Origin of the sequence: Aquincola tertiaricarbonis (assembly GCF_023573145.1) — a bacterium.
Classification (GTDB): Bacteria; Pseudomonadota; Gammaproteobacteria; order Burkholderiales; family Burkholderiaceae_C; genus Aquincola; species Aquincola tertiaricarbonis_B.
Genome location: NZ_CP097636.1, coordinates 867,733 through 888,619 on the forward strand (window position 1 = coordinate 867,733; position 20,887 = coordinate 888,619).

At 70.6% G+C, this 20,887-nt stretch carries 19 protein-coding genes; 11 read left to right on the forward strand and 8 right to left on the reverse strand.

Annotation, left to right across the window (positions count from 1 at the left end):
- Positions 1-9 precede the first annotated feature (9 nt).
- Positions 10-1,746: a glutamine--tRNA ligase/YqeY domain fusion protein gene (locus MW290_RS18165; RefSeq protein ID WP_250199109.1), complete on the reverse strand. Its 1,737-nt coding sequence runs from the start codon at positions 1,744-1,746 to the stop codon at positions 10-12.
- 114 nt (positions 1,747-1,860) lie between these two features.
- Between MW290_RS18165 and MW290_RS18170 the strand changes: the two genes are divergently transcribed.
- Both MW290_RS18170 and MW290_RS18175 read left to right on the forward strand, forming a co-directional pair.
- Positions 1,861-2,283 carry a hypothetical protein gene (locus MW290_RS18170; RefSeq protein WP_250199110.1) on the forward strand — a complete coding sequence of 141 codons (423 nt, stop codon included), beginning with the start codon at positions 1,861-1,863 and terminating at the stop codon, positions 2,281-2,283.
- Positions 2,284-2,420: 137 nt separating this feature from the next.
- Positions 2,421-2,720, forward strand: a complete 300-nt coding sequence (locus tag MW290_RS18175; RefSeq protein WP_250199111.1) for a hypothetical protein — start codon at positions 2,421-2,423, stop codon at positions 2,718-2,720.
- A gap of 7 nt (positions 2,721-2,727) precedes the next feature.
- Here the strand turns inward: MW290_RS18175 and MW290_RS18180 are convergent, their stop codons facing one another.
- The 7 genes from MW290_RS18180 to MW290_RS18210 all read right to left on the reverse strand — a co-directional run bounded on the left by MW290_RS18180 (position 2,728) and on the right by MW290_RS18210 (position 12,707).
- Positions 2,728-6,189 (reverse strand): patatin-like protein, encoded by a 3,462-nt coding sequence (locus MW290_RS18180; RefSeq protein WP_250199112.1) that lies wholly within the window; start codon positions 6,187-6,189, stop codon positions 2,728-2,730.
- A gap of 90 nt (positions 6,190-6,279) precedes the next feature.
- Positions 6,280-7,074, reverse strand: coding sequence for a LytR/AlgR family response regulator transcription factor (locus tag MW290_RS18185; protein ID WP_250199113.1), 795 nt, complete (start codon positions 7,072-7,074; stop codon positions 6,280-6,282).
- Positions 7,071-8,174, reverse strand: coding sequence for a sensor histidine kinase (locus MW290_RS18190; RefSeq protein WP_250199114.1), 1,104 nt, complete (start codon positions 8,172-8,174; stop codon positions 7,071-7,073). Before MW290_RS18190 ends, MW290_RS18185 begins: the two co-directional genes overlap by 4 nt.
- 14 nt (positions 8,175-8,188) lie before the next feature.
- A complete protein-coding gene (locus MW290_RS18195; RefSeq protein WP_250199115.1) occupies positions 8,189-8,611 on the reverse strand; it encodes a DUF2306 domain-containing protein in 423 nt (140 codons plus the stop codon).
- A gap of 148 nt (positions 8,612-8,759) precedes the next feature.
- Positions 8,760-9,869: an alpha/beta hydrolase family protein gene (locus MW290_RS18200; protein WP_250199116.1), complete on the reverse strand. Its 1,110-nt coding sequence runs from the start codon at positions 9,867-9,869 to the stop codon at positions 8,760-8,762.
- Between the two features lie 118 nt (positions 9,870-9,987).
- Positions 9,988-11,529 carry a helicase HerA-like domain-containing protein gene (locus tag MW290_RS18205; protein WP_250199117.1) on the reverse strand — a complete coding sequence of 514 codons (1,542 nt, stop codon included), beginning with the start codon at positions 11,527-11,529 and terminating at the stop codon, positions 9,988-9,990.
- Between the two features lie 53 nt (positions 11,530-11,582).
- Positions 11,583-12,707: a hypothetical protein gene (locus MW290_RS18210; protein WP_250199118.1), complete on the reverse strand. Its 1,125-nt coding sequence runs from the start codon at positions 12,705-12,707 to the stop codon at positions 11,583-11,585.
- Between the two features lie 178 nt (positions 12,708-12,885).
- On the opposite strand from MW290_RS18210, the gene MW290_RS18215 reads away from it, so the two are divergent.
- From MW290_RS18215 to MW290_RS18255, 9 genes are all read left to right on the forward strand, one after another.
- Complete coding sequence (locus tag MW290_RS18215; protein WP_250199119.1) at positions 12,886-13,620, forward strand: YebC/PmpR family DNA-binding transcriptional regulator; 735 nt, start codon at positions 12,886-12,888, stop codon at positions 13,618-13,620.
- Complete coding sequence (gene purD, locus MW290_RS18220) at positions 13,617-14,900, forward strand: phosphoribosylamine--glycine ligase (protein WP_250199120.1); 1,284 nt, start codon at positions 13,617-13,619, stop codon at positions 14,898-14,900. Before MW290_RS18215 ends, purD begins: the two co-directional genes overlap by 4 nt.
- On the forward strand, positions 14,897-15,838 hold the full coding sequence (hemF, locus tag MW290_RS18225; RefSeq protein ID WP_250199121.1) for an oxygen-dependent coproporphyrinogen oxidase: 942 nt from the start codon (positions 14,897-14,899) through the stop codon (positions 15,836-15,838). The genes purD and hemF overlap by 4 nt, the downstream gene beginning before the upstream one ends.
- Before the next feature lie 10 nt (positions 15,839-15,848).
- On the forward strand, positions 15,849-16,439 hold the full coding sequence (nadD, locus tag MW290_RS18230) for a nicotinate (nicotinamide) nucleotide adenylyltransferase (RefSeq protein ID WP_250199122.1): 591 nt from the start codon (positions 15,849-15,851) through the stop codon (positions 16,437-16,439).
- Between the two features lie 4 nt (positions 16,440-16,443).
- Positions 16,444-17,259: a ribosome silencing factor gene (gene rsfS / locus MW290_RS18235; protein ID WP_250199123.1), complete on the forward strand. Its 816-nt coding sequence runs from the start codon at positions 16,444-16,446 to the stop codon at positions 17,257-17,259.
- Positions 17,260-17,267: 8 nt separating this feature from the next.
- Complete coding sequence (gene rlmH / locus MW290_RS18240; RefSeq protein ID WP_250199124.1) at positions 17,268-17,738, forward strand: 23S rRNA (pseudouridine(1915)-N(3))-methyltransferase RlmH; 471 nt, start codon at positions 17,268-17,270, stop codon at positions 17,736-17,738.
- Positions 17,739-17,756: 18 nt separating this feature from the next.
- On the forward strand, positions 17,757-18,359 hold the full coding sequence (locus tag MW290_RS18245) for a Maf family protein (RefSeq protein WP_250200050.1): 603 nt from the start codon (positions 17,757-17,759) through the stop codon (positions 18,357-18,359).
- A gap of 126 nt (positions 18,360-18,485) precedes the next feature.
- Positions 18,486-20,246, forward strand: coding sequence for a tannase/feruloyl esterase family alpha/beta hydrolase (locus MW290_RS18250; RefSeq protein ID WP_250199125.1), 1,761 nt, complete (start codon positions 18,486-18,488; stop codon positions 20,244-20,246).
- A gap of 36 nt (positions 20,247-20,282) precedes the next feature.
- Complete coding sequence (locus tag MW290_RS18255) at positions 20,283-20,864, forward strand: PEP-CTERM sorting domain-containing protein (protein WP_250199126.1); 582 nt, start codon at positions 20,283-20,285, stop codon at positions 20,862-20,864.
- Positions 20,865-20,887 lie beyond the last annotated feature (23 nt).

A 20,887-nucleotide genomic window follows, 5' to 3' on the forward strand; every position in this document is an offset into this window, starting at 1 on the left:
CCCGGGCGGCTACTTCGCCCAGGTGTCCTTGAGGCCGGTGACCTTGTTGAACACCGGCTGCTCGGCGCTGTGGTCTTGCAGGTCGGCCACGAAGTACCCATGCCGCTCGAACTGGAAGCGGCTTTCCGGCGCGGCGCCGCGCAGCGAGGGCTCCAGGTAGGCCTGCACCACCCGCTTGCTGTCGGGATTCAGCTCGGCGGCCAGTTCACCTTCACCGGGGTGGGGCACGGCAAATAGGCGGTCGTACAGCCGCACCTCGGCTGCCAGCGCATCGTGTGCGCCCACCCAGCTGATCACGCCCTTGGTCTTCACGCTATCGGCACCCGGGGTGCCGCTGCGGGTGTCAGGAATCAGCTCGGCCTGCACCTCGGTCACGGTACCGTCGGCATCGGCCGTGTGGCCGGTGCAGCGCACCACGTAGCCGTACTTCAGCCGCACCACCGCGCCGGGTGACAGCCGGTGGTAGCCCTTGGGCGGCACGGCCTGGAAGTCTTCGCGCTCGATCCACACCTCGGGCCCCAGGCTGAAGGCGCGGCGGCCGCGTTCGGGCTGGGCCGGGTGCACCGGTGCATCGCAGGGCAGGGTCTGGCCGGCGCCGATCACCTCGTCCCAGTTGGTCAGGCGCAGCTTCAGCGGGTCCAGCACCGCCATCGCGCGCGCGGCCTTGGGGTCCAGGTCGTCGCGCAGCGCGATGTCCAGGTTGCTGTAGTCGATCCAGCCGCCGGCCTTGCTGACGCCGCTGCGTTCGCAGAACAGCTTCAGCGCTTCGGGCGTGTAGCCACGGCGGCGCAGGCCCACCAGCGTGGGCATGCGGGGGTCGTCCCAGCCCGTCACATGGCCTTCTTCCACCAGCTGGCGCAGCTTGCGCTTGCTGGTGATCACATAGGTGAGGTTGAGCCGCGCGAACTCGTACTGTTTGGGCAGCGGCGCTTCCAGCAGCCCCAGCTTGGCCAGGTTGTCCAGCAGCCAGTCGTAGAACGGGCGCTGGTCTTCGAATTCCAGCGTGCAGATGCTGTGGGTGATGTGCTCCAGCGCGTCCTCGATCGGGTGCGCGAAGGTGTACATCGGGTAGATGCACCAGGTGTCGCCGGTGTTGTGGTGCGTGGCGTGCTTGATGCGGTAGAGGGCCGGGTCGCGCAGGTTGATGTTGGGCGACGCCATGTCGATCTTGGCGCGCAGCACCATCGCGCCGTCGGGGTGCTGGCCTTCGCGCATCTCGCGCAGGCGGGCCACGTTCTCTTCAGGGCTGCGGCTGCGGAAGGGGCTGTCGACGCCCGGCCGGCTGAAGTCGCCGCGGTTGGCGCGCATCTGCTCGGGCGTCTGCTCGTCCACGTAGGCCAGGCCGGCGCTCACCAGTGCCTCGGCCGCGCGGTACATGAAGTCGAAGTAGTTGCTGGCGTAGAACAGGTGCGACTTGCCGTGCGCCTGCCAGTCCCAGCCCAGCCACTTCACGGCTTCCACGATACCGTCGACGTACTCCTGCTCTTCCTTCTCGGGGTTGGTGTCGTCGAAGCGCAGGTGGCACACGCCGCCGTACTCCTGCGCCAGGCTGAAGTTCAGCCAGATGCTCTTGGCGTGGCCGATGTGCAGGTAACCGTTGGGTTCGGGCGGAAACCGGGTGCGGATCGCGGCCGGGTCGTGCCGGGCGGCGTAGGCGCCGGCTTCCAGGTCGCGTTCGATCACGCTGCGCAGGAAGTTGCTGGCAGCGGGCTTGTTGCTGGTGTTGTCGTCGTGGGGTGCAGCCATGAAGGATTCTATGCACGGGCGTTTTTCGATTGCTTACCAGCGGCAACAGCTGGTGGTGCACCGGCCAGCGCCTGGCGCGTTCAATCAGGGTAGTCACAGATCAGGAGCATCTCCATGAGCCTTCGCAAGACCTTGAGCGCCGTCACGCTGCTGTCGGCGGGTGTGCTGGCCGCCGGTGCGGCGCAGGCGCGCGACGTGTACTGGTCGGTGGGCATCAATGCGCCCGTCGCCGGGGTGGGGGTGGGTACCGTCATCTCCAACGCGCCGCCGGCGCGTTACTACTCCCCGCCGCCGGCGCGTTACTACGCGCCGCCCGCGGTGGTGTACCAGCCCGCGCCGGTGGTGGCCGTGCCGGCCTACCCTGTGTACCAGCCAGCGCCGGTGCTGTATGCGCCGCCGGTGCGCTACTACCGCCCGGCACCGCCGCCGCCGGCCTACGTGGTTGTGCCGCAGCGCGCGCCGCGCCACTGGCATGGTGGCCGCTGGGCCGACCGTGACGGTGACGGCCGCTGGGACGGCTGGCGTCACGGCCGGTAAAACTTGCTGGCGCGCACGGCGCGTGCCTGAGGCACTGCGCAGAGGGTGACATCACCCATCAGGCCTCCCTCCATAGGGGGAAGCGAGGCGCTTTGGAACTTCCTACAGTGATAATGTTCACAGCAGGGAAGCAAATCATGGCGCCTTCGCAACACCGCCCCTCCACCCCGGGTTTCACTCCGGAATGCCAGGAATTGCGGGATGAACGCGCGCCGCGCCGCCTGAAGGCCTTGCGCGCCTTCGTCGCCGTCTCGGCCCTGGGCTGGCTGGCTTTTGCCGTGCTGGTGTCCGCCACCACACCCGAGCCGCTGCCGCCCGACCTGGCTGCCAGCATCGCCCTGGGCGAGGCCGGCAGTGCCGACGTGCCCGCGCCGCGCAGCGCCCTGGCGCAGCAGGCCGAGCCGATCCTGGTGTCCCAGGACACGTCGCAACGCTAGTCACGGTTCACAGCCCCAGCAGGGCGCGCCAGCCCACGCGGGCCAGCGCCAGCACGCCCAGCGCCGCCAGCACCACCAGCGGCACGCCCAGCGCCCAGGCGCTCTTGGCTTTCCAGCTGCGCCGCGACTTCAGCACATCGGCCACCAGCAGAATGGCCAGGTGCAAGGTGGCCACCACGCCCAGGCCGGTGACGGCCGCGGTGCGCACCGGCTCCGAGGCCAGCAGCAACCCAGCGGCCAGCATCACCAGCAGGAAGGCGTAGAGCACCTTCATCACATGCGACCACCAGCGGGCGCGCAGGCTGCCGGGCAGCGAGACGGCCAGCAGCCCCTGGCCCGCCAGGCCCAGCCGGGCCACCCAGCGCAGCGCCGGCACATCCTGGCCGCGCTGGGCCACCACCGTCTGCAGCAGGCGGCCGGTGATGGTGGTGGCGCGGGCCGCGCTGTCCAGCAGCGGCGCCGGGTCGGGTGACTGGCGGCCCTCGCGGCTCACCTTCACCCATTGCAGCAGCGCGTCGTCTTCCAGCAGCGAGGCCACCACCTGGTCGAGCCGGCGGCGGGCCTCCGGCGTGCCGGGCTGCAGCCCGTCCACCAGCTGGCGGCGCAGGCGGTCGCGGCGGGCGTTGGGGTCGTCGGCCGGCGGCACCGGCAGCCTGGCCTGCACCTCGGCCACCGCGCCGCACAAGAGTCCGGTGATCTGCTCATAGCCGGCGGGGCGCAGCGCCTCGCGCACGATGGCGCGGTGCGCCTGGCCGATGAGTACGCCACGCACGCTGCGGGTGGCCGGCTCCGAGCCGGGCAGCAGCGCGGCGATCAGCCGTTCCGCACCGTCGAGCCGGCCCCAGAGGATGTCGTTGGTGCGCCAGTGCCGCTGCAGGAAGGCGCCGAAGTTGGCCAGCGCGGTGCCGTCCAGCTTGCGCAGCCCGCTCCCGCGCTCGTCGATCAGCGTGGTCGCGTCCTCGGGGCTGATGCGCACCACCTCCACCGTCGCGGGTTCGCCGCTTTCGGTGTCGTAGTACAGCGGAAAGCTCATCTGGTCGTAGGTGTCGAAGCGCAGGTAGTACTCGCCCAGGAAGCGCCGCAGCTGCCTGGCGGCGGTGGTGTCCAGCTCGGGCAGGCCGGTGTCGTCCACCTTCACCGTCACCACTTGCTCGCCACCGGTGCCGAGGTCTGCGACGCCCAGCCGCGGGCCACCCAGCCGCTGCCACACCAGGGCGCCGCCTTCGGGCGCCGTGCCGGGGCGGCCCTTGACCAACGCGCGCACCGTCTCGCCCATGCGCTGCAGGTCGGCTTCCAGCATGTTCTGCAGCGCCGTGAGCGCGGTGGTGCGGGTGAGCTGCAGCAGCGCCTGCGCGCGCAGGAAGATGCCTTCCTGCAGCGTGCGGGTGGCCGAGGGCAGCTTCAGCAGCTCGGGCGGAAACAGCACCCGCACTGTGGCGCCGTCGGTGGTGGTGAGGGTGGGCACGTCGTCGGGTCCGCCGGGGCCGTGGGTGCGGCTGAGCAGCAGCAGGTCCAGCACGTCCTGCAGTTCCTTGCGCAGCCGGCCGCGGCGCTCTCGTGTGGCCGGCTGGTCGTCCACGCCGCCCAGGCTGTCGCGGTTGCGCAGCGTGGTGTGCGCCTGCGACAGGTCCACCTTCAGCCGGTGCAGCGCCGTCAGCAGGTCGTGCAGCTCGGCGTCGTCCACCTCGCCTTCCACCAGGTTGGGGCCGGCGCGGCGCCGCAGTCGGCGGGCCAGGGCTTCGTCGGCCTCGCTCATCTCGCCCAGCGGGCCGCGGCGGCGCCGGCCCACCAGGCGGGTGAGCTGGTCGATGCGGCGCAGCAGGAAGGCGGTGCGCCGGGTGCGGTAGGCCAGGTCGTAGTCGTCGAGGAACGCGTTGAGCGTGCCCACCCAGGTGCCGCCCTGGGCCACCGGCAGGCCGGGCTTGTCGCTGTAGCGCTCCTCGCGCCAGGCGCGCACCAGCGCGCGCAGCGCATACACATGGTCGGAGTTGCGCTCGATCTTCCAGGCACGGGCCAGGCAGTCGGCCAGGTCGTCGGTGACGGTGTACTGCCGCAGCCGGTTGTAGGGCAGGAAGGCATCGCCGTAGTACTGGCGCATGCGTTCCATCGTCAGCTCGCGCCAGGGCGGCACGCCGTCGTCGTCGCCGGGCACCACCTCGCGCACCACGCGGGCCAGCGGGTCGTCCTCGGCGGCGTCCAGGTCGCGCTCACCCAGGCGCACGATGCGGTCGATGCGTTCGATGCGGCGGTTGCGGCGCAGCACCGCCTCCAGGTCTTCGCGGATGGTCTCGTAGCTGGGGATGCTGGTGAGCGCGGCCAGCGCATTGGTCAGCGCATCGGGCGGCGCCGTGGGGTCGGCCGGGTCGGTCTCGGGGTGGGCGGGCGCGGGCTCGATGTAGACCAGCTTGCGCTCCACCGGCACTGCCGCGCTGCGCTGCGACAGCGCACCCACCACGTGGGTGAAGGGCTTGTTGTCCAGGTAGCCGCCGTCGCCGAAGGCGCGGGTGACGTGGCCGCCGGCCTGCACTTCGGCCACCGGCACGCCGGTGAAGAAGTCGTCCCACTGGCGCAGGGCCTGCGCATCCAGGTTGCGGTCGAGCCGGCGCAGCGCGTCCAGCGTCATCGGCTCGAAGGCGAAGGGGAAGGACGAGGTGCAGCGCGCCGCGAAGGACAGAAAGGCGTTGTGCCGCGGCGCCAGGTCGTTGGCCACCACCTGTCGGCCGTCGTCGGTGTAGCGGAAGCGGAACACCTGCCGGTGGCGCTTCTCGTGCACCACCTTGTCGAACAGCCGCAGCGTGACCAGCGAGCCGCGGATGTCGGTGGTGGTGACGAACAGGTCCAGCTCGTCGACGAAGGGCGAGGGCGCGCTGCCGCGACCCTGCGTGCCCGACATCAGCGTCATCGCCTTGCGCAGCTTGCGGTACATGCGGTCGCTGTTGAGCAGCGACGTGGGCGCGGCGGTGCGGTCGTCCAGGCCTTCCATGTCGGGGTCGCCCTGGTAGCTGCGGCGGTCGTTGAGCAGACGGCCGATGTCACCTTCGCGCACCCACAGCTCGCGCAGCGGCGCGAAGGGCTCGTCGTTGGCCAGCGCCTTGCCCAGGAACAGGCCGTTGATGCCGCCGGCCGAGGTGCCGGCGATCACGTCGATGACGAAGCGGGTGGGCAGGTCGCCGGGCGCCTCGGCGGCCAGCGGATCGGGCTGGCCGGCCGGGTCGGCCAGCCAGTCGGCATAACGCTGCTGCAGCGGCGGGTCGTTCACCAGCCAGGCCAGGCGGCGATACACCTCGCGCGTGCTGTCGGGCGTCTGGCTGGCAGGCTGGGCCGGCGCGCCGCCGTCCAGGTTGCGCGGCGTGGCGCGGGCCAGCTCGTACATCTCGTTGGTGACGCCGTTGATGTAGATGGCCAGCGACACGCCGCCATACATCACCACGCCAAAACGTATTTCGGCGCGGTAGTCCATCGCGGCCATGCTCCGTCTCCTGCCGTGCTTGTGGTGGCCACCATGATCGCAGCCCCAGGCGGCAGGGCCATCCCTACCGCCGACGGTGGGCGCGGGCGGCTACATGCCCTTGAACAGGTGCGCGTACAGCCGGCTGGCGGTCAGCGTTTCGGGCCGTTGGCGCAGGGTCAGCAGCACCTTGCCGCTCGGCTCACGCTGGGCGGTGGCGATGGCACGCGCCTGCACCACCAGGCCGCGGTGCACCTGCCAGAAGCGCTGCCCATCCAGCTGCGGCAGCAGTTCGCGCAGCGACAGGCGGATGAGGTGTTCCTTGTCGGCGGTGACCACGCGCACGTACTTGTCGGCCGCCTCGAAGTACAGCACCTCGTCCACCGGCACCAGGTGCAGCGTGTGGCCCACGCCGGCCTGGATGACGTCCAGCCGCGGCGCGGCGGACTGCGGCGCGCTGGCGCCCAGCAGCTGGCGGATCTGCGCCAGCGTGTCGTCCAGACCGCCCGGTGCGGCGGGCTGGGCCAGCAGCCGCTGCAGCCGCTGCACGCACTGGGCGAGCCGGGCGGCGTCCACGGGCTTGAGCAGGTAGTCCACCGCCTCACGCTCGAAGGCCTGCAGCGCGTACTGGTCGTACGCGGTGATGAAGACGATGAGCGGGAAGGGCGCGTCCTCGGGCCAGTCCTCGGCCAGCGCCTGCGCGGCCTGCAGCCCGTCCATGCCCGGCATGCGGATGTCGAGGAAGCAGATGCGCGGCCGCAGCGCCAGCGCCTGCTGCACGGCCGACAGGCCGTCGCCCACCTGGGCCACCAGCTGCAGCCCGGGCCAGGCCTGCTGCAGGTCGGCCTGCAGCGCGGCGGCGATCAGCGGTTCGTCTTCGGCGATGAGGGCGGTGACGTGGGTCATGGCGAGGTGGGGGTGGCGGCGTTGGTGTCGGCAGCCAGGGGCAGCCGCAGCGTGGCCAGCGTACCGCCTTCGGCATCAGCGGCCGCTGCCAGCTGCAGGCTGGCGGCCGCGCCATGCAGCGTGGCCAGGCGTTCGCGCACCTGCTGGGTGCCGAAGCCGTGGCCGGGGGCGGGCGCGGCGTTGGCCCCATCGGGCAGGCCGCGGCCGGTGTCGCGCACGGTCAGCACCAGGGTGTCGGCCTCGCGCCGGGCGCGTACCTCGATGCGGCCGCCGGCCACCTGCGGCTCCAGCCCGTGCTGGATGGCGTTTTCCACCAGCGGCTGCAGCAGCAGCGGCGGCACCGGCACGCGGGCCAGCGCAGGCGGTAGGTCCAGCTCGCAGGCCAGGCGCGGGCCCATGCGCACGGCCATCAGCGCCAGGTAGTCGGCGATGCGGTCGAACTCGGCCTGCAGTGGATGCGACTCCACCCGAGAGGCGCCGAGGGTGGACCGCAGGAAGCCGATCAGCCGGTCCAGCATCTGCTGCGCGCGCGGCGGGTCCAGCGAGATCAGCACCCGCAGGTTGGCCAGGGTGTTGAACAGCATGTGCGGCTCCAGCTGCGATTGCAGCAGCCGCAGCTGGGTTTCGGCGGCCAGGCGGCGGGCCGACTCGGCCTCGGCCCGGTGCTTCTGCAGCATGGCGGTGGCATGCCAGAACAGCGTGGCCGTGAGCCCCGCCACCGCGGTGACCACCAGGGTGCTGCCGCGGCTGAACATCGGCGCCAGGTGCACCCCCAGCAGCAGGTGCGACAGCTGGCGGCCCAGCTCGTAGCCGCCGATCACGCCCAGGCCGATGACCGGCAGCATCCAGCGGTAGCCGGGCCAGGGCAGGCCCTGGCCGGTCCAGCGCATCAGCGTGCTGCCCACCAGCCAGCGGCCGCCGTCCACCAGTAGCCACACCGCGTTGCCGATGAACATGGACACCAGGATGTTGAGCAACAGCCCCGCCGAACCTGCCAGCCACAGCGCCACGCCGATCAGCGTGCAGAAGAGCTGGTTGAAGATCAGGATCGTCAGCAGCCGGTTGGGCGAGTAAAAGCGTGCGGCGGGCAGGGCAGGCATGGGCTGCATTGTGGTCATGCCCAGCCCAGGGTTTGCACCCACAGCCAGTGGCCGAGGAAGCGGCTGGGCAGCAGCGCGAAGGCGCCGGCCACCAGGCAGCCGCCGATGTAGGTGCGGCGCATGGCCTTCTGGTGGGTGCTGATGCGCCGCTTCAGCGCCGCCACGATGCCCGCCGACAGACCGGTGAAGGTGAGCACCGTCACCAGGTGGATGGGCGTGTAGCCCGCGATGTTGGGCAGCCGGAAGTCGCGGATGAAGAGGCTGGTGATGGCGGCGGTGAGCATCAGGCCCACCCACACGTAGCCGGCGCTGCGGTGCACCGGCGAGCCCTTGCGCGACCACAGGGCCACCGGGCCCAGCACCAGGGCGCCCACGGCGGCGGCGATGTGCAGCTGGACGGACATGGGCAGGGCGCTGAGGCTGGCGGCGGTGGTCATGGGCATCTCCGGGAGGCGTGAAAGCTGTCGATGGGGGGCATCGTCGGCCTGCCGGCGGTGGCGGGCCAGCGGCTTGCGACGGTGCGGCGGCGGCCGGCGCGAAATGCGGATGGCGCGGCGCGAACGGCAGGCGCCGCGGCGTGGTGTTTCAGGGCTGCGGCTGCAGGGCGCGGCGATGGAACTCGACGATGCGGGCCTGGGCGGCCACCCGCTGGGCGGCATCGAAGCCCGGCACCGGCAGGCCTCCGCGCACCTGTTGCGCCGCCACCTGGGTGGCCACTTCGGGCGGCCAGGGCCACAGCACGTCGAAGTGGCCGCCGCCTTTCAGCTCGCCGAGCGAGGTGCACGTGCCGCAGTGGCGCAGCACGTGGCGGCTGTGGAAGTCGGGCGCCAGCACTTCGTCGCGGTCGGCGCCCAGCACGCCCACCGGGATGCGGATGCGCGCCAGGCTCTCGGCCGAGAAGATCGCCGCCACCGGCACCGCCAGCGTCACCACCGCGATGCGGGGGTCGGGCCGCGGGTCGGCATCGGGTTGCCCGGCGGGTGGCGTGCGGCCGCCTTGCCAGCGCGTGAGTTCCGGCGGCAGGTAGGCTTCGGGCACGTCACGGGCGTGGTCGAAGCTGGCTTGTCGGGCCGCCTGCTGCTCGGTCGTCAGCGCGCCGTTGAAGCAGAAGCCGAGGTCCTGCCGCAGGTGCTGCTGGCAGTGCTGCACCAGCGACAGCGTGCGCCACTGTGCGCCGGCCAGCGCGAGCCCGGTGACGCCGCCGGCCGACATGCCGTGCACGCCCACGCGGTCCAGCGCCAGCCGCGGGCCCCAGGCCGGGTGGGCGGCCAGCGCGTCGATGAGCTGCACCACCTCCTGTGGCCGCCGGCGGAAGGCGACCGGGCCGGCCTGGGAAGCATCCTGGTAGTTGTCGCCGGCATGCAACGGCTGGGCGACGACGAAGCCGGCTTCGGCCAGCGCGCTGGCCAGGGCCTGGTCGGGCAGGGCGCTGCCGGCGGTGCCGTGCGACATCACCACCAGCCGCCGCGGCGCGGCCGCCGGGCGCGGCGGCGCATCGGGCGCGGCCTGGATCTCGAACGGGCCGTAGCGCAGGGATTGCGTCGGCGCGTCGGTGGGGTAGCTCAGCACCACCGGGCCGTTGGCCAGGGTCAGGGTGCTGCGGCCGACCTGGGCCGCGGCCGGCGTCAGCTGGCTGGCCAGGGCCAGCAGCGCGGTGGCGGCCAGCAGCGGAGTGCGAAGAGCGTGGTGGGTCATGGCGGGGCTTCGGCAGTGGCGATGAGGTCACTGTGTCGAGGCCCGGTGCCGCCCGCCAGCGCCGTGCGACAGGCGGGCGTCAGGCTGCGCCAGATGCTGGGCGCGGGGTGCGATCGGCTCAGCGCCGCCGGCGCGTGGCGCCACCGCCGAGCAGCGAACCTAGCACGCCGCGCACCAGCTCGCGGCCGACGGCCGAGCCGATCTGCCGCACCGCCGAGCTGGCGGCGGCGTCGATCAGGCCGGGCTTGCGGCCGCCGCGCGGGCCGGTGCTGCCGAACACCAGGTCCTTCAGCCCGTCCATCAGGCCGCCGCCCGCGGCTTCCGCCGCCGCGCCGCCGCCTTGCTTCGCGGCATCGGCCAGCCGGTCGCCGGCTTCGGCGCTGGCCACGCCGCGGCCCTTGAGCTTTTCGTAGGCCGATTCACGGTCCACCACCTTCTCGTACACGCCGGCCACCAGCGAGCCGGCGATCAGCGCCTGCCGCTGCTCGGGCGTGATGGGCCCGATCTGGCTGCCCGGCGGCAGCACGAACACCCGCTCGGTGATGCCGGGCCGGCCCTTCTCGTCCAGGAAGCTGATCAGCGCCTCACCCACCGCCAGCTCCGTGATGGCGGTCTCGATGTCCAGCTTCGGGTTGGCGCGCATGGTGCTGGCCGCGCTCTTGACGGCTTTCTGGTCGCGCGGCGTGAAGGCGCGCAGCGCATGCTGCACCCGGTTGCCCAGCTGGGCCAGCACGGTGTCGGGCACGTCCAGCGGGTTCTGCGTCACGAAGTACACGCCCACGCCCTTGGAACGCACCAGCCGCACCACCAGCTCGATGCGTTCCACCAGCGCGGCGGGCGCGTCCTTGAACAGCAGATGCGCCTCGTCGAAGAAGAACACCAGCTTGGGCTTGTCCGGGTCACCGATCTCGGGCAGCTGCTCGAACAGCTCGCTCAGCATCCACAGCAGGAAGGTGGCGTACAGCCGCGGCGCGTTCATCAGCTTGTCGGCGGCCAGGATGTTGATGACGCCCTGGCCATCGGCGGTCTGCATGAAGTCGGCGATGTCCAGCATCGGTTCGCCGAAGAACTGGTCACCGCCCTGCTGCTCGATCTGCAGCAGGCCGCGCTGGATGGCGCCTACGCTGGCGGCGCTGACGTTGCCGTATTCGGTGGTGAACTGGCTGGCGTTCTCGCCCACGTGCTGCAGCATGGCGCGCAGGTCCTTCAGGTCCAGCAGCAGCAGGCCCTGGTCGTCCGCGATCTTGAACACCAGGCTCAGCACGCCGGCCTGCGTCTCGTTGAGCGCCAGCATGCGGGCCAGCAGCAGCGGCCCCATGTCGCTGACGGTGGCGCGCACCGGGTGGCCCTGCTGGCCGAACACGTCCCACAGCGTGGTGGGGCAGGCGGCGGGCGTGGGCGCCTCCAGCCCGCGCTCGGCCAGCACCGCGGACAGCTTGGGGCTGATGCTGCCGGCCTGGCTGATGCCGGTCAGGTCGCCCTTCACGTCGGCCATGAACACCGGCACGCCGATGCGGCTGAAGCCCTCGGCCATCGCCTGCAGGGTGATGGTCTTGCCGGTGCCGGTGGCGCCGGTGATCAGGCCGTGGCGGTTGGCCAGGCCCGGCAGCAGCTGGCATTCCACGCTGCCGTGGCGGGCGATGAGAAGGGGTTCGGGCATGGGCGCTCTCCGGGGGAAACCGGCCGCAGTCTAAGCCGCGGTGGGCGCCGTTTTCAGCCCGCGTCGCGGCTGTCCACCAGGCCGACGATGGGCAGGCCCAGTCGCCTGGAGCAGGCCCGCAGCGCCTTGTAGACGCCTTCGGGCAGGGCCAGGTCGCCATTGCGCTTGGTCAGCGGGGAACCGTCGGGCTGGATGCGCAGGAACAAGCCCTTGACCTTGAGCATCGGCCCGGCCTGCACCACCTCGTTCCAGCCGGTGATCTTCTTTTTCTTGGCCTCTTCCAGGTTGGTGTGCGCCAACACCTGCTCGGGCGACATCAGGCGCATCGGCTGGCTGTCGAACAGGTGGTTGGTCTCGTAGAACTTGCGCAGCACCTCCTCGTTCAGCCGCCCGTCGTCCAGCGGCTTGTTGCCGGTGTGCGGCGCGGCCCGGGTGTTGGTCTGGGTGCCGGTGTGGTTCTCGAAGTTCTGGTCACCGCCGCTGGCCGTCAGGATGCCCATCGGGTGGCACTGCAGGATGAGCCCGCAGTTGCCGTAGATCACGGCGTTGTCGTGGGCGATGACCGAAGTGGACACCGCGCTCCACTTGTAGATCGTCTTGTCGAAGTCTTCCAGCGTGGGCACCGCGCGCTCGTCGTTGGGCAGCGAGGTGATGCTGAAGCGGTACTGCGCCTTGCGGCCGTCTCGGGTGATCAGCACCGGCGGCTTGAGCTTGTCGAACGCGTGGAAGGGCGGCAGCGTGTTCGGGTTGGTGAAGTTGGTGGGCATCCAGGCGGTGCGGCCCTGCACCGACAGGATGCTGGGGAACATCGAGCGGAAGGCGCGCCGCAACGCCTCGGTGTCCTTCATCGCCAGGTAGCGCTTGCGCAGCTCCGGCGCTTCGCTCAGCGGGCGGCCGCGCACGGTGAATTCGGCCAGCATCGTCGCCCGCATCACCTTCCGCTGCTCCTGGCGCTCGTCGCTGTTCTTGAAGGATTCGCTCAGCGACAGCGCGCTGTCCAGATCCTTGCGCGACAGGCCGAGGGTGAGGATCTTGTCCTCGATCATCCGCGCGTAGTGCTTGTTGATCGCGCTCTGCTGGTCGCGCTCGAATGAGGAGCTCTGGTGCCGGCTCTCGTAGGCGCACAGCGGCCCGCTGCTGCGGATGAAGTCCAGGGTGGCGTTCAGACGGTCGTTCATCTTCTGCGGTTCGCGGCCGGGCCGCGCATGCTGGCGCCCGTGCCGGGCCGGCGCCCTCGCCCCACGGTACGACTGCAGGTGGGGCAGGGGGCACCGCTAAAATCCGGCGCGAGCATATCCAAACCACCTGCGCCTTCCGAGGTTTTTCGGCCTGGGCGCCGCGACGAGAAAGAGATTCATGGCCGGACATTCCAAATGGGCCAACATCCAGCACCGCAAGGGCCGCCAGGACGAAAAGCGCGGCAAGGTCTGGACCCGGGTGATCCGCGAGATCATGGTGGCCGCGCGCCAGGGCGGCGGCGACCCCGCCGCCAACCCGCGGCTGCGGCTGGCCGTCGACAAGGCCAAGGCCGCCAACATGCCGGCCGACACCGTCAAGCGCAACATCGACAAGGCCACCGGCAACCTCGAAGGCGTCAACTACGAGGAAATCCGCTATGAGGGCTACGGCATCGGCGGCGCGGCCATCATCGTCGACTGCATGACCGACAACCGGGTGCGCACGGTGGCCGAGGTGCGGCACGCCTTCAGCAAGTACGGCGGCAACCTGGGCACCGAAGGTTCGGTGGCCTTCCAGTTCAAGCACTGCGGCCAGCTGGTGTTCGCACCCGGCACCGACGAAGACAAGGTGATGGAAGTGGCGCTGGAGTCCGGCGCCGACGATGTGGTCACCGGCGACGACGGCTCGATCGAGGTGCTGACGCCCCCGGCCGAGTTCGAAGCCGTGAAGAACGCGCTGGAAGCCGCCGGCCTGAAGGCCGAGATCGCCGAGGTGACGATGCGCGCCGAAAACACCATCGAGCTGGCCGGCGAAGACGCCCAGCGCATGCAGAAACTGCTCGACGTCATCGAAGACCTGGACGACGTGCAGGACGTGTTCCACAACGCGGTCCTTGACGACCAAGCCTCATGAAGATTCTTGTCATCGGCGGCGGCGGCCGCGAGCATGCGCTGGCCTGGAAGCTGGCGCAGTCGCCCCGGGCCAGCAAGGTCTACGTCGCACCGGGCAACGGCGGCACCGCGCTGGCCCCGCAGTTGCACAACATCGCCATCACCGACCCGGCCGCGCTGGCCGACTTCGTGGTGGCCGAGAAGATCGCGCTCACCGTGGTGGGCCCCGAGGCGCCGCTGGCCGCCGGCGTGGTGGACGTGTTCCGCGCCCGCGGGCTGCGCATCTTCGGCCCCACGCAGGCCGCCGCGCAGCTGGAAAGCTCCAAGGCCTTCGCCAAGGCCTTCATGAAGCGGCATCAGATTCCCACCGCCGCTTACGAAACCTTCAGCGACGCCGCCCAGGCCCACGCCTATGTGGACGCGCAGGGCGCGCCCATCGTCATCAAGGCCGACGGCCTGGCCGCCGGCAAGGGCGTGGTGGTGGCCATGACGCTGCAGGAAGCGCATGAGGCCATCGACTTCATGCTGCTGGACAACAAGCTGGGCGTGCAGCACAACGCCGACGGTGCCCGTGTGGTGATCGAAGAGTTCATGCAGGGTGAAGAAGCCAGCTTCATCGTGCTGTGCGACGGCAAGAACGTGCTGCCGCTGGCCACCAGCCAGGACCACAAGCGCATTGGCGACGGCGACACCGGCCCCAACACCGGCGGCATGGGCGCGTACTCGCCCGCGCCGGTGGTCACGCCCAACGTGCATGCGAAGGTGATGCACGAGATCGTGCACCCCACCATCGCCGGCATGACCAAGGACCACATGCCGTTCACCGGCTTCCTGTACGTGGGCCTGATGATCGATGCGCAGGGCAACCCGCGCACGGTGGAGTTCAACGCCCGCCTGGGCGACCCCGAGGCCGAAGTCATCCTGATGCGCCTGAAGAGCGACCTGGTGGACGTGCTGATGCATGCCACCGACGGCACGCTGGACAAGGTGTCGCTGGACTGGGACCGCCGCTTCGCGCTGGGCGTGGTGATGGCGGCCGAGGGCTACCCGGCCAACCCGCGCAAGGGCGACGTCATCACCGGCCTGCCGGCCGCCACCCACGACGCCATCGTCTTCCATGCCGGCACCACGCAGCAGGCCGATGGCAGCATCGCCGTCTCCGGCGGCCGGGTGCTGTGCGTCACCGTGCTGGGCGAATCGGCCAAGACCGCGCAGCAGCGGGCCTACGAGTACCTGCGGCCGATCCAGTTCGCTGGCGCGCAGTACCGCAACGACATCGGGCATCGGGCCATCAAGCGATGAGCTTCGAGGCGGTACGGGCCTACCTGCTGGGCCTGCAGGACAGCATCGTCGATGCGCTGCAGGCTGAAGACGGCAAGCCTTTTTTCACCGACGCCTGGGTGCGTGAGCCCGAAGAAAAGCTGCAGGGCGACGGCCGCTCGCGGCTGGTGGAAGACGGCGGCCTGCTGGAGCGCGGTGGCTGCAACTTCAGCCATGTGCGCGGCCCGCAGCTGCCGCCTTCGGCCACCCAGCACCGGCCCGAACTGGCCGGCGCGCCATTCGAGGCCATGGGCGTATCGTTGGTGATGCACCCGCGCAACCCCTATGTGCCCACGGTGCACATGAACGTGCGCATGCTGGCCGCGCTGCCTGAGGGCAAGCCGCCTGTCACCTGGTTCGGCGGCGGCATGGACCTGACGCCCTACTACGGCTTCGAGGAAGACGCGGTGCACTTCCACCGCAGCTGCGCGCAGGCGCTGGCACCGTTCGGCGAAGGTTTGTACCCGCGCTTCAAAGCCTGGTGCGACGAGTACTTCTTCCTCAAGCACCGGCAGGAGCCGCGCGGCGTGGGCGGCATCTTCTACGACGACTTCGCCGAAGGCGGCTTCGAGCCCGGCTTTGCGATGACACGCGCGGTGGGCGATGCCTTTTTGAAGGCTTACCTGCCCATCGTGCAGCGCCGCCGTGGCCTGGCCTGGGGGGAGCGTGAGCGCGAGTTCCAGCTGTACCGCCGCGGCCGCTACGTCGAGTTCAACCTGGTGTGGGACCGCGGCACGCACTTCGGCCTGCAGTCGGGCGGCCGCACCGAAAGCATCCTGATGTCGATGCCGCCGCACGCCACCTGGCGCTACGACTGGCAGCCCGCGCCGGGCACGCCCGAGGCGCGCCTGTACACCGACTTCCTGCGCCCGCGCGACTGGGCCGCTGAAGCGCTGCCCGCGGCCGGGCCCGCCGCTTGAGACCCGAAGCTTGAGCCGCATCGGCATCTTCGGCGGCAGCTTCGACCCGGTGCACAACACGCACCTGGCGCTGGCGACGGCCGCCACGCAGCACCTGCAGCTGGACGAACTGCGCTGGGTGCCCACCGGGCATCCGTGGCACAAGACCAGCCGGCCGGCCGATGCCGCGCACCGTGTGGCCATGCTCAAGCTGGCGCTGGCCGGCCAGCCGCAGTGGCGCATCGACGAGCTGGAACTGCACCGCAGCGGCCCCAGCTACACCATCGACACCGTGCGCTGGCTGCAGGCGGCCGAGCCGGGCACGCACCAATGGTTCCTGGTCATCGGCCAGGACCAGTACGAAAAGTTCGCCACCTGGCACGGCTGGCAGGAGTTGCTGCAGCGCGTGACGCTGGCGGTGGCCAACCGTGCCGGCGTGCCGCCGGTGGCGCCGCCGGCGCTGCAGGCCGTGCCGCATGCGCTGGAAGTGGTGCCCATGCCGCCCAGTGAACTGGCCGCCACTGATATCCGATCCCGATTGGCACAGGGATTGCCGATCGATATGCTGGTGCCGCCCCAGGTCGCCAGCTATATTGCCCAAAACGCTCTGTACCGAAAATAACTGAATGGACATCCGCAAACTGCAGCGCGCCATCGTCGATGGCCTGGAAGACGTGAAGGCCCAGAACATCGTGGTCTTCAACACGGAGCACCTGTCGCCGCTGTTCGAACGTGTGATCGTCGCCTCGGGCACGAGCAACCGCCAGACCAAGGCGCTGGCTGCCAGTGTGCGCGATGCCGTCAAGGCCAGCGGCATGCAGGTGCTGCGCACCGAAGGCGAAGACAACGGCGAATGGATCATCGTGGACTGCGGCGCCGCCGTCGCCCACATCATGCAGCCCGGCATCCGCGAGTACTACCACCTGGAAGAAATCTGGGGCGGCAAGGCCGTGCGCGTGAAGGTCGAAAGCAAGCGCAAGGGCCTGCCGCAGGCCAGCGAACCGGACGACGAGGACGAGGCCGACGAGGCGCCCGCCCCCAAGGCGGCTGCCAAGAAGGCGCCGGCCAAGAAGGCCGCTGCCAAGAAGGTGCCTGCCAAGAAGGTGCCTGCCAAGAAGGCCGCCGCCAAGGCCGCGTTCGCCAAGCAGGAAGCCGACCCCGCCAGCCGCCCGGCTGCGAAGAAGGCGGCCGCCAAGAAGGCACCGGCGAAGAAGGCGGCCGCACCCGCCGCGCCTGAGCGTGTGCAGAAGGTGGTGGTCAATGCACCGGCCGCCAAGAAGGTGGCCGCGAAGAAGGTGGCTGCCAAGAAGGCACCAGCCAAGAATGTGGCTGCCAAGGCACCAGCCAAGCAGGTGGCCGCCAAGGCGCCCGCCAGGAAGGTCGCTGCCAAGGCACCGGCCAAGAAAGCCGCCGCCAGGAAGACGGCCAGCCCGCGCGGCTGACGGCTGCGGTGCGGCTGGTCATCGCCGCCATCGGCCAGCGCCAGCCGGCCTGGGCCGAGGAGGCTTACGCCGATTTCGCCAAGCGCTTTCCGCCCGAGCTGAAGCTGGAGCTGAAGCCGCTGAAGGCGGAGCCGCGCACCGCCGGCAAACCCGCCGCGGCCATGATGGCCGCCGAGGCCCAGCGCCTGGAAGCCGCGGTGCCCAAGGGCGCCCGCCGCGTGGTGCTGGACGAGCGCGGCGCCCGGCTCACCACGGTGCAGCTGGCCGAGCGCTTGCGCTTCTGGCTGGGGGACGGCCGCGACGTGGCCTTCCTCATCGGCGGGCCCGACGGCCTGGACCCCACGCTCAAGGCCACCGGCGACGAGACGCTGCGGCTGTCGGACCTGACGCTGCCGCACGCCTTCGTGCGGGTGCTGCTGGCCGAGGCGCTGTACCGCGCCTGGTCGGTCACCGCCGGCCATCCTTACCACCGGGAATAGCGCATGCCCCCAGCCTCGATGCACGGCTTCATCTACCTGGCGTCGCAAAGCCCGCGGCGGCGCCAGCTGCTTGAGCAGATCGGCGTCAGGCACGAGCTGCTGCTGCCCGACCGCATGGAAAACGCCGAGCGGCTGGAAGAAGAGCGCAGCGGCGAACTGCCGGCCGACTACGTGCGCCGCGTCACCCGCCTGAAGCTGGATGCGGCGCGCAAGCGCCTGGCCAGGCGCGGCCTGCCCGAGGCGCCCATCCTCACCAGCGACACCACGGTGGCCATCGGCCGCCGCATCCTGGGCAAACCGGCCGATGCCGAGCAAGCGGCCGAGATGCTGGCCGCCTTGTCGGGCCGCAGCCACCGTGTGCTCACCGCGGTGGCGGTGAGCAGCGGCCGCAGCACGCTGCTGGAGATGAACGTCTCGCGCGTGCGCTTCGCCGAGCTGTCGGCGCAGGACATCCGCCGCTACATCGACAGCGGCGAGCCCTTCGGCAAGGCCGGCGCCTATGGCATCCAGGGCCCGGCGGCGGTGTTCATCGCCCACATCGAAGGCAGCTACTCCGGCATCATGGGCCTGCCGCTGCATGAAACCGCCACGCTGCTGCGGCGTGCGCGGGTGGTGTTCTAGCAGCCCGCTTCGGACAAACACCGATAACAGCGCGTTATCGCGCACCGCTTCCTGCGATCTTCTGCAGGCGGGGGGTCGTCCCTAGGATTTCTGCGTCCCCATGGACACAGGAAACAGAGGAGACCCATGACCCCGAACCCCCATCATCGATCCGCTGCCGCCGGCCTGGCCGTGCTGCTGGCCCTGAGCACGGCCCTCACGCCGCTGGCCCAGGCCGCCGCCACCACGCCACAAACCGGCACGCTGGCCGCGCTGCCCGCCGTGCCCGCGCTGATGGATTGCTCGCTGGCCGCCTTCCAGGCGCTGAACCTCAATGGCGTGGCCGACGACAACGGTCAGGTGAGCTTCACCGCCGTCTCGCTGGTGCCGGCTTCGTCCACCAACCCGGCGGCCTACTGCTCGGTGCGCGGCGTCATCGGTCCGGGCGCCACGTCCATCGTGATGCGCCTGCCGATGACGGGCTGGACGCAGCGCTATGTGCAGAACGGCTGCGGCGGCGAGTGCGGCAACGACAACCTGGGCAACCCCACCCAGTCCACCGGCTGCCTGCCAGTGATCAACGGCGAGCTGGTCACGGCCACCACCAACATGGGCCACACCAGTGCCCAGGGCGCGACCTGGATCGTCGACAACCCGTGGGCCGGCGTCGATTTCGCCTACCGCGGCGTGCATGTGACGGCGCAGGTCGCCAAGGCGGTCATCGGCCTGTTCTACGGCCGCGGCCCGGCCTTTTCGTACTTCGACGGCTGCTCGGACGGCGGCCGCGAGGCCTTGATGTCGGCCCAGCGCTACCCGAACGACTTCCACGGCATCGCCGCTGGCGCGCCAGCGAACAACATGGTGGTGCAGAACACCTACCACCATGCCCACCGCGTGCTCACCAACCAGAGCACGCCGGGCACCATTCCGCTGCCGGCACGCGACAGCTACCTGCTGCTGCAAAGCCACCTGCCTTACGTGCACAGCAAGGTGGTGGCGGCCTGCGACGCGCTGGACGGCGTGGCCGACGGCATCCTGGACGACCCGCGCCAGTGCAAGTTCAACACCAACACCCTGGTGTGCGCCAACAACGGCAACGAGACCGGCTGCCTGAGCCAGGCCCAGGCCGACGTGGTGGCCCGCATCCACGACGGGGCCCGCACGGTCGATGGCCAGCGGCTGGAGCCGGCCATCTCCACGGAATGGGGCTCGGAGCTGGACTGGACGCTGTTCGTGCCGGCAGCGCAGGGGCGCGCTGCGCAGGGGGAGAACTTCGTCAACAGCTGGCTGTACAAGGCCTTCCTGAACCAGCCGTACAAGGACGCTGGCGCCAGCACGCCGCGCACGCTGAACGACCTGGTGTGGACGGCGCAGGGCTTCCTGGCCACGCTGAAGTCGGCGCCGCTGTACGCCGCCACCAACCCCGACCTGCGGCCCTTTGCCAACGCGGGTGGCAAGCTCATCCTGTGGCATGGCTGGGCCGACCAGCACATCTCGCCCCAGGGCACCATCCACTACTGGGACACGATGAGCAAGCTGACGAAAACGCCCGAGCGCTTCGCCCGCTTCTACCTGTTCCCCGGCATGGGCCATTGCGGCAGCGGCCTGGGCCCCAACACCTTCGACGTGCTGACGCCGCTGATGTCGTGGGTGGAAACCGGCCAGGCGCCGGCCGGCCTGGTGGCCAACAACGCGTCCACCGGTGTCTCGCGCCCGGTGTACCCGTACCCCACCGTGGCCCGCTACATCGTCACCGGCAGCACCAGCGATGCGGCCAACTTCGCGCCCTACACCCCGGCGGCGCCTTCGGACGTGAGCACCAGCAGCCTGGGCAACTTCCAGTACACGCCGTTCTTCAAGCAGGCCAGCTGCACCGGCAGCGGCACCCAGATCGTCTGCGCGCCTTGAGCCGCCACGGCCTGAACACGAACAGAAGGTAGACCCATGCATCTCCATATCTCCACCCGGCCGCTGGCGGCCATGAGCGCAGCGGCCGCCCTGGCGCTGGCCCTGCCTGCCACCGCGGCCAGCGACCTGGTGAACAACGGCGGCTTCGAGGACGGATCGCTGGCCGGCTGGTCGGGCACCGTGCTGGACAGCCCCTACAGCGGCGTCGACTGCGTCAGCGGCACCGCGGCCGCCGGTACATGTCAGGCCTTCCTGGGCACCTTCGGCAGCACCGACACCCTGAGCCAGGACCTGGCCACCACCGCCGGCCAGACCTACGCGGTGAGCTTCGCCTTCACCTCCGACGGCAGCGTGCCGGCCACCTTCTCGGTGAGCTTCGGCGGCCAGACGCTGTACAGCGCAGGCAGCCCGTCCGCCGGCACCCAGCTCCTCAGCTTCACGGGCACGGCGGCGGCGTCCAGCACTTCGCTGGTGTTCAGCTTCAGCAACGACCCGGGCTACTACACCCTGGACGCCGTGTCGGTGACGGCGGTGCCGGAGCCGGCCACGGCGGCGCTGATGGGCGTCGGGGCGCTGGCGCTGGCGGCCTGGCGCCGAAGGCCGCACCGCCGCCGCTGAGGCGCGGGCCAGAGGGCGCCGGT

What these genes read in the sequence shown, in the direction of transcription:
- rsfS (WP_250199123.1), top strand. Translation starts at nt 16,444, where the DNA reads ATGGACATCCGCAAACTGCAGCGCGCCATCGTCGATGGCCTGGAAGAC.
- MW290_RS18180 (WP_250199112.1), bottom strand. Translation starts at nt 6,189, where the DNA reads ATGGCCGCGATGGACTACCGCGCCGAAATACGTTTTGGCGTGGTGATG.
- hemF (WP_250199121.1), top strand. Translation starts at nt 14,897, where the DNA reads ATGAGCTTCGAGGCGGTACGGGCCTACCTGCTGGGCCTGCAGGACAGC.
- MW290_RS18165 (WP_250199109.1), bottom strand. Translation starts at nt 1,746, where the DNA reads ATGGCTGCACCCCACGACGACAACACCAGCAACAAGCCCGCTGCCAGC.
- MW290_RS18210 (WP_250199118.1), bottom strand. Translation starts at nt 12,707, where the DNA reads ATGAACGACCGTCTGAACGCCACCCTGGACTTCATCCGCAGCAGCGGG.
- MW290_RS18185 (WP_250199113.1), bottom strand. Translation starts at nt 7,074, where the DNA reads ATGACCCACGTCACCGCCCTCATCGCCGAAGACGAACCGCTGATCGCC.
- MW290_RS18205 (WP_250199117.1), bottom strand. Translation starts at nt 11,529, where the DNA reads ATGCCCGAACCCCTTCTCATCGCCCGCCACGGCAGCGTGGAATGCCAG.
- MW290_RS18255 (WP_250199126.1), top strand. Translation starts at nt 20,283, where the DNA reads ATGCATCTCCATATCTCCACCCGGCCGCTGGCGGCCATGAGCGCAGCG.
- MW290_RS18215 (WP_250199119.1), top strand. Translation starts at nt 12,886, where the DNA reads ATGGCCGGACATTCCAAATGGGCCAACATCCAGCACCGCAAGGGCCGC.
- MW290_RS18175 (WP_250199111.1), top strand. Translation starts at nt 2,421, where the DNA reads ATGGCGCCTTCGCAACACCGCCCCTCCACCCCGGGTTTCACTCCGGAA.
- MW290_RS18170 (WP_250199110.1), top strand. Translation starts at nt 1,861, where the DNA reads ATGAGCCTTCGCAAGACCTTGAGCGCCGTCACGCTGCTGTCGGCGGGT.
- MW290_RS18245 (WP_250200050.1), top strand. Translation starts at nt 17,757, where the DNA reads ATGCACGGCTTCATCTACCTGGCGTCGCAAAGCCCGCGGCGGCGCCAG.
- purD (WP_250199120.1), top strand. Translation starts at nt 13,617, where the DNA reads ATGAAGATTCTTGTCATCGGCGGCGGCGGCCGCGAGCATGCGCTGGCC.
- MW290_RS18200 (WP_250199116.1), bottom strand. Translation starts at nt 9,869, where the DNA reads ATGACCCACCACGCTCTTCGCACTCCGCTGCTGGCCGCCACCGCGCTG.
- MW290_RS18250 (WP_250199125.1), top strand. Translation starts at nt 18,486, where the DNA reads ATGACCCCGAACCCCCATCATCGATCCGCTGCCGCCGGCCTGGCCGTG.
- MW290_RS18190 (WP_250199114.1), bottom strand. Translation starts at nt 8,174, where the DNA reads ATGCCTGCCCTGCCCGCCGCACGCTTTTACTCGCCCAACCGGCTGCTG.
- MW290_RS18195 (WP_250199115.1), bottom strand. Translation starts at nt 8,611, where the DNA reads ATGACCACCGCCGCCAGCCTCAGCGCCCTGCCCATGTCCGTCCAGCTG.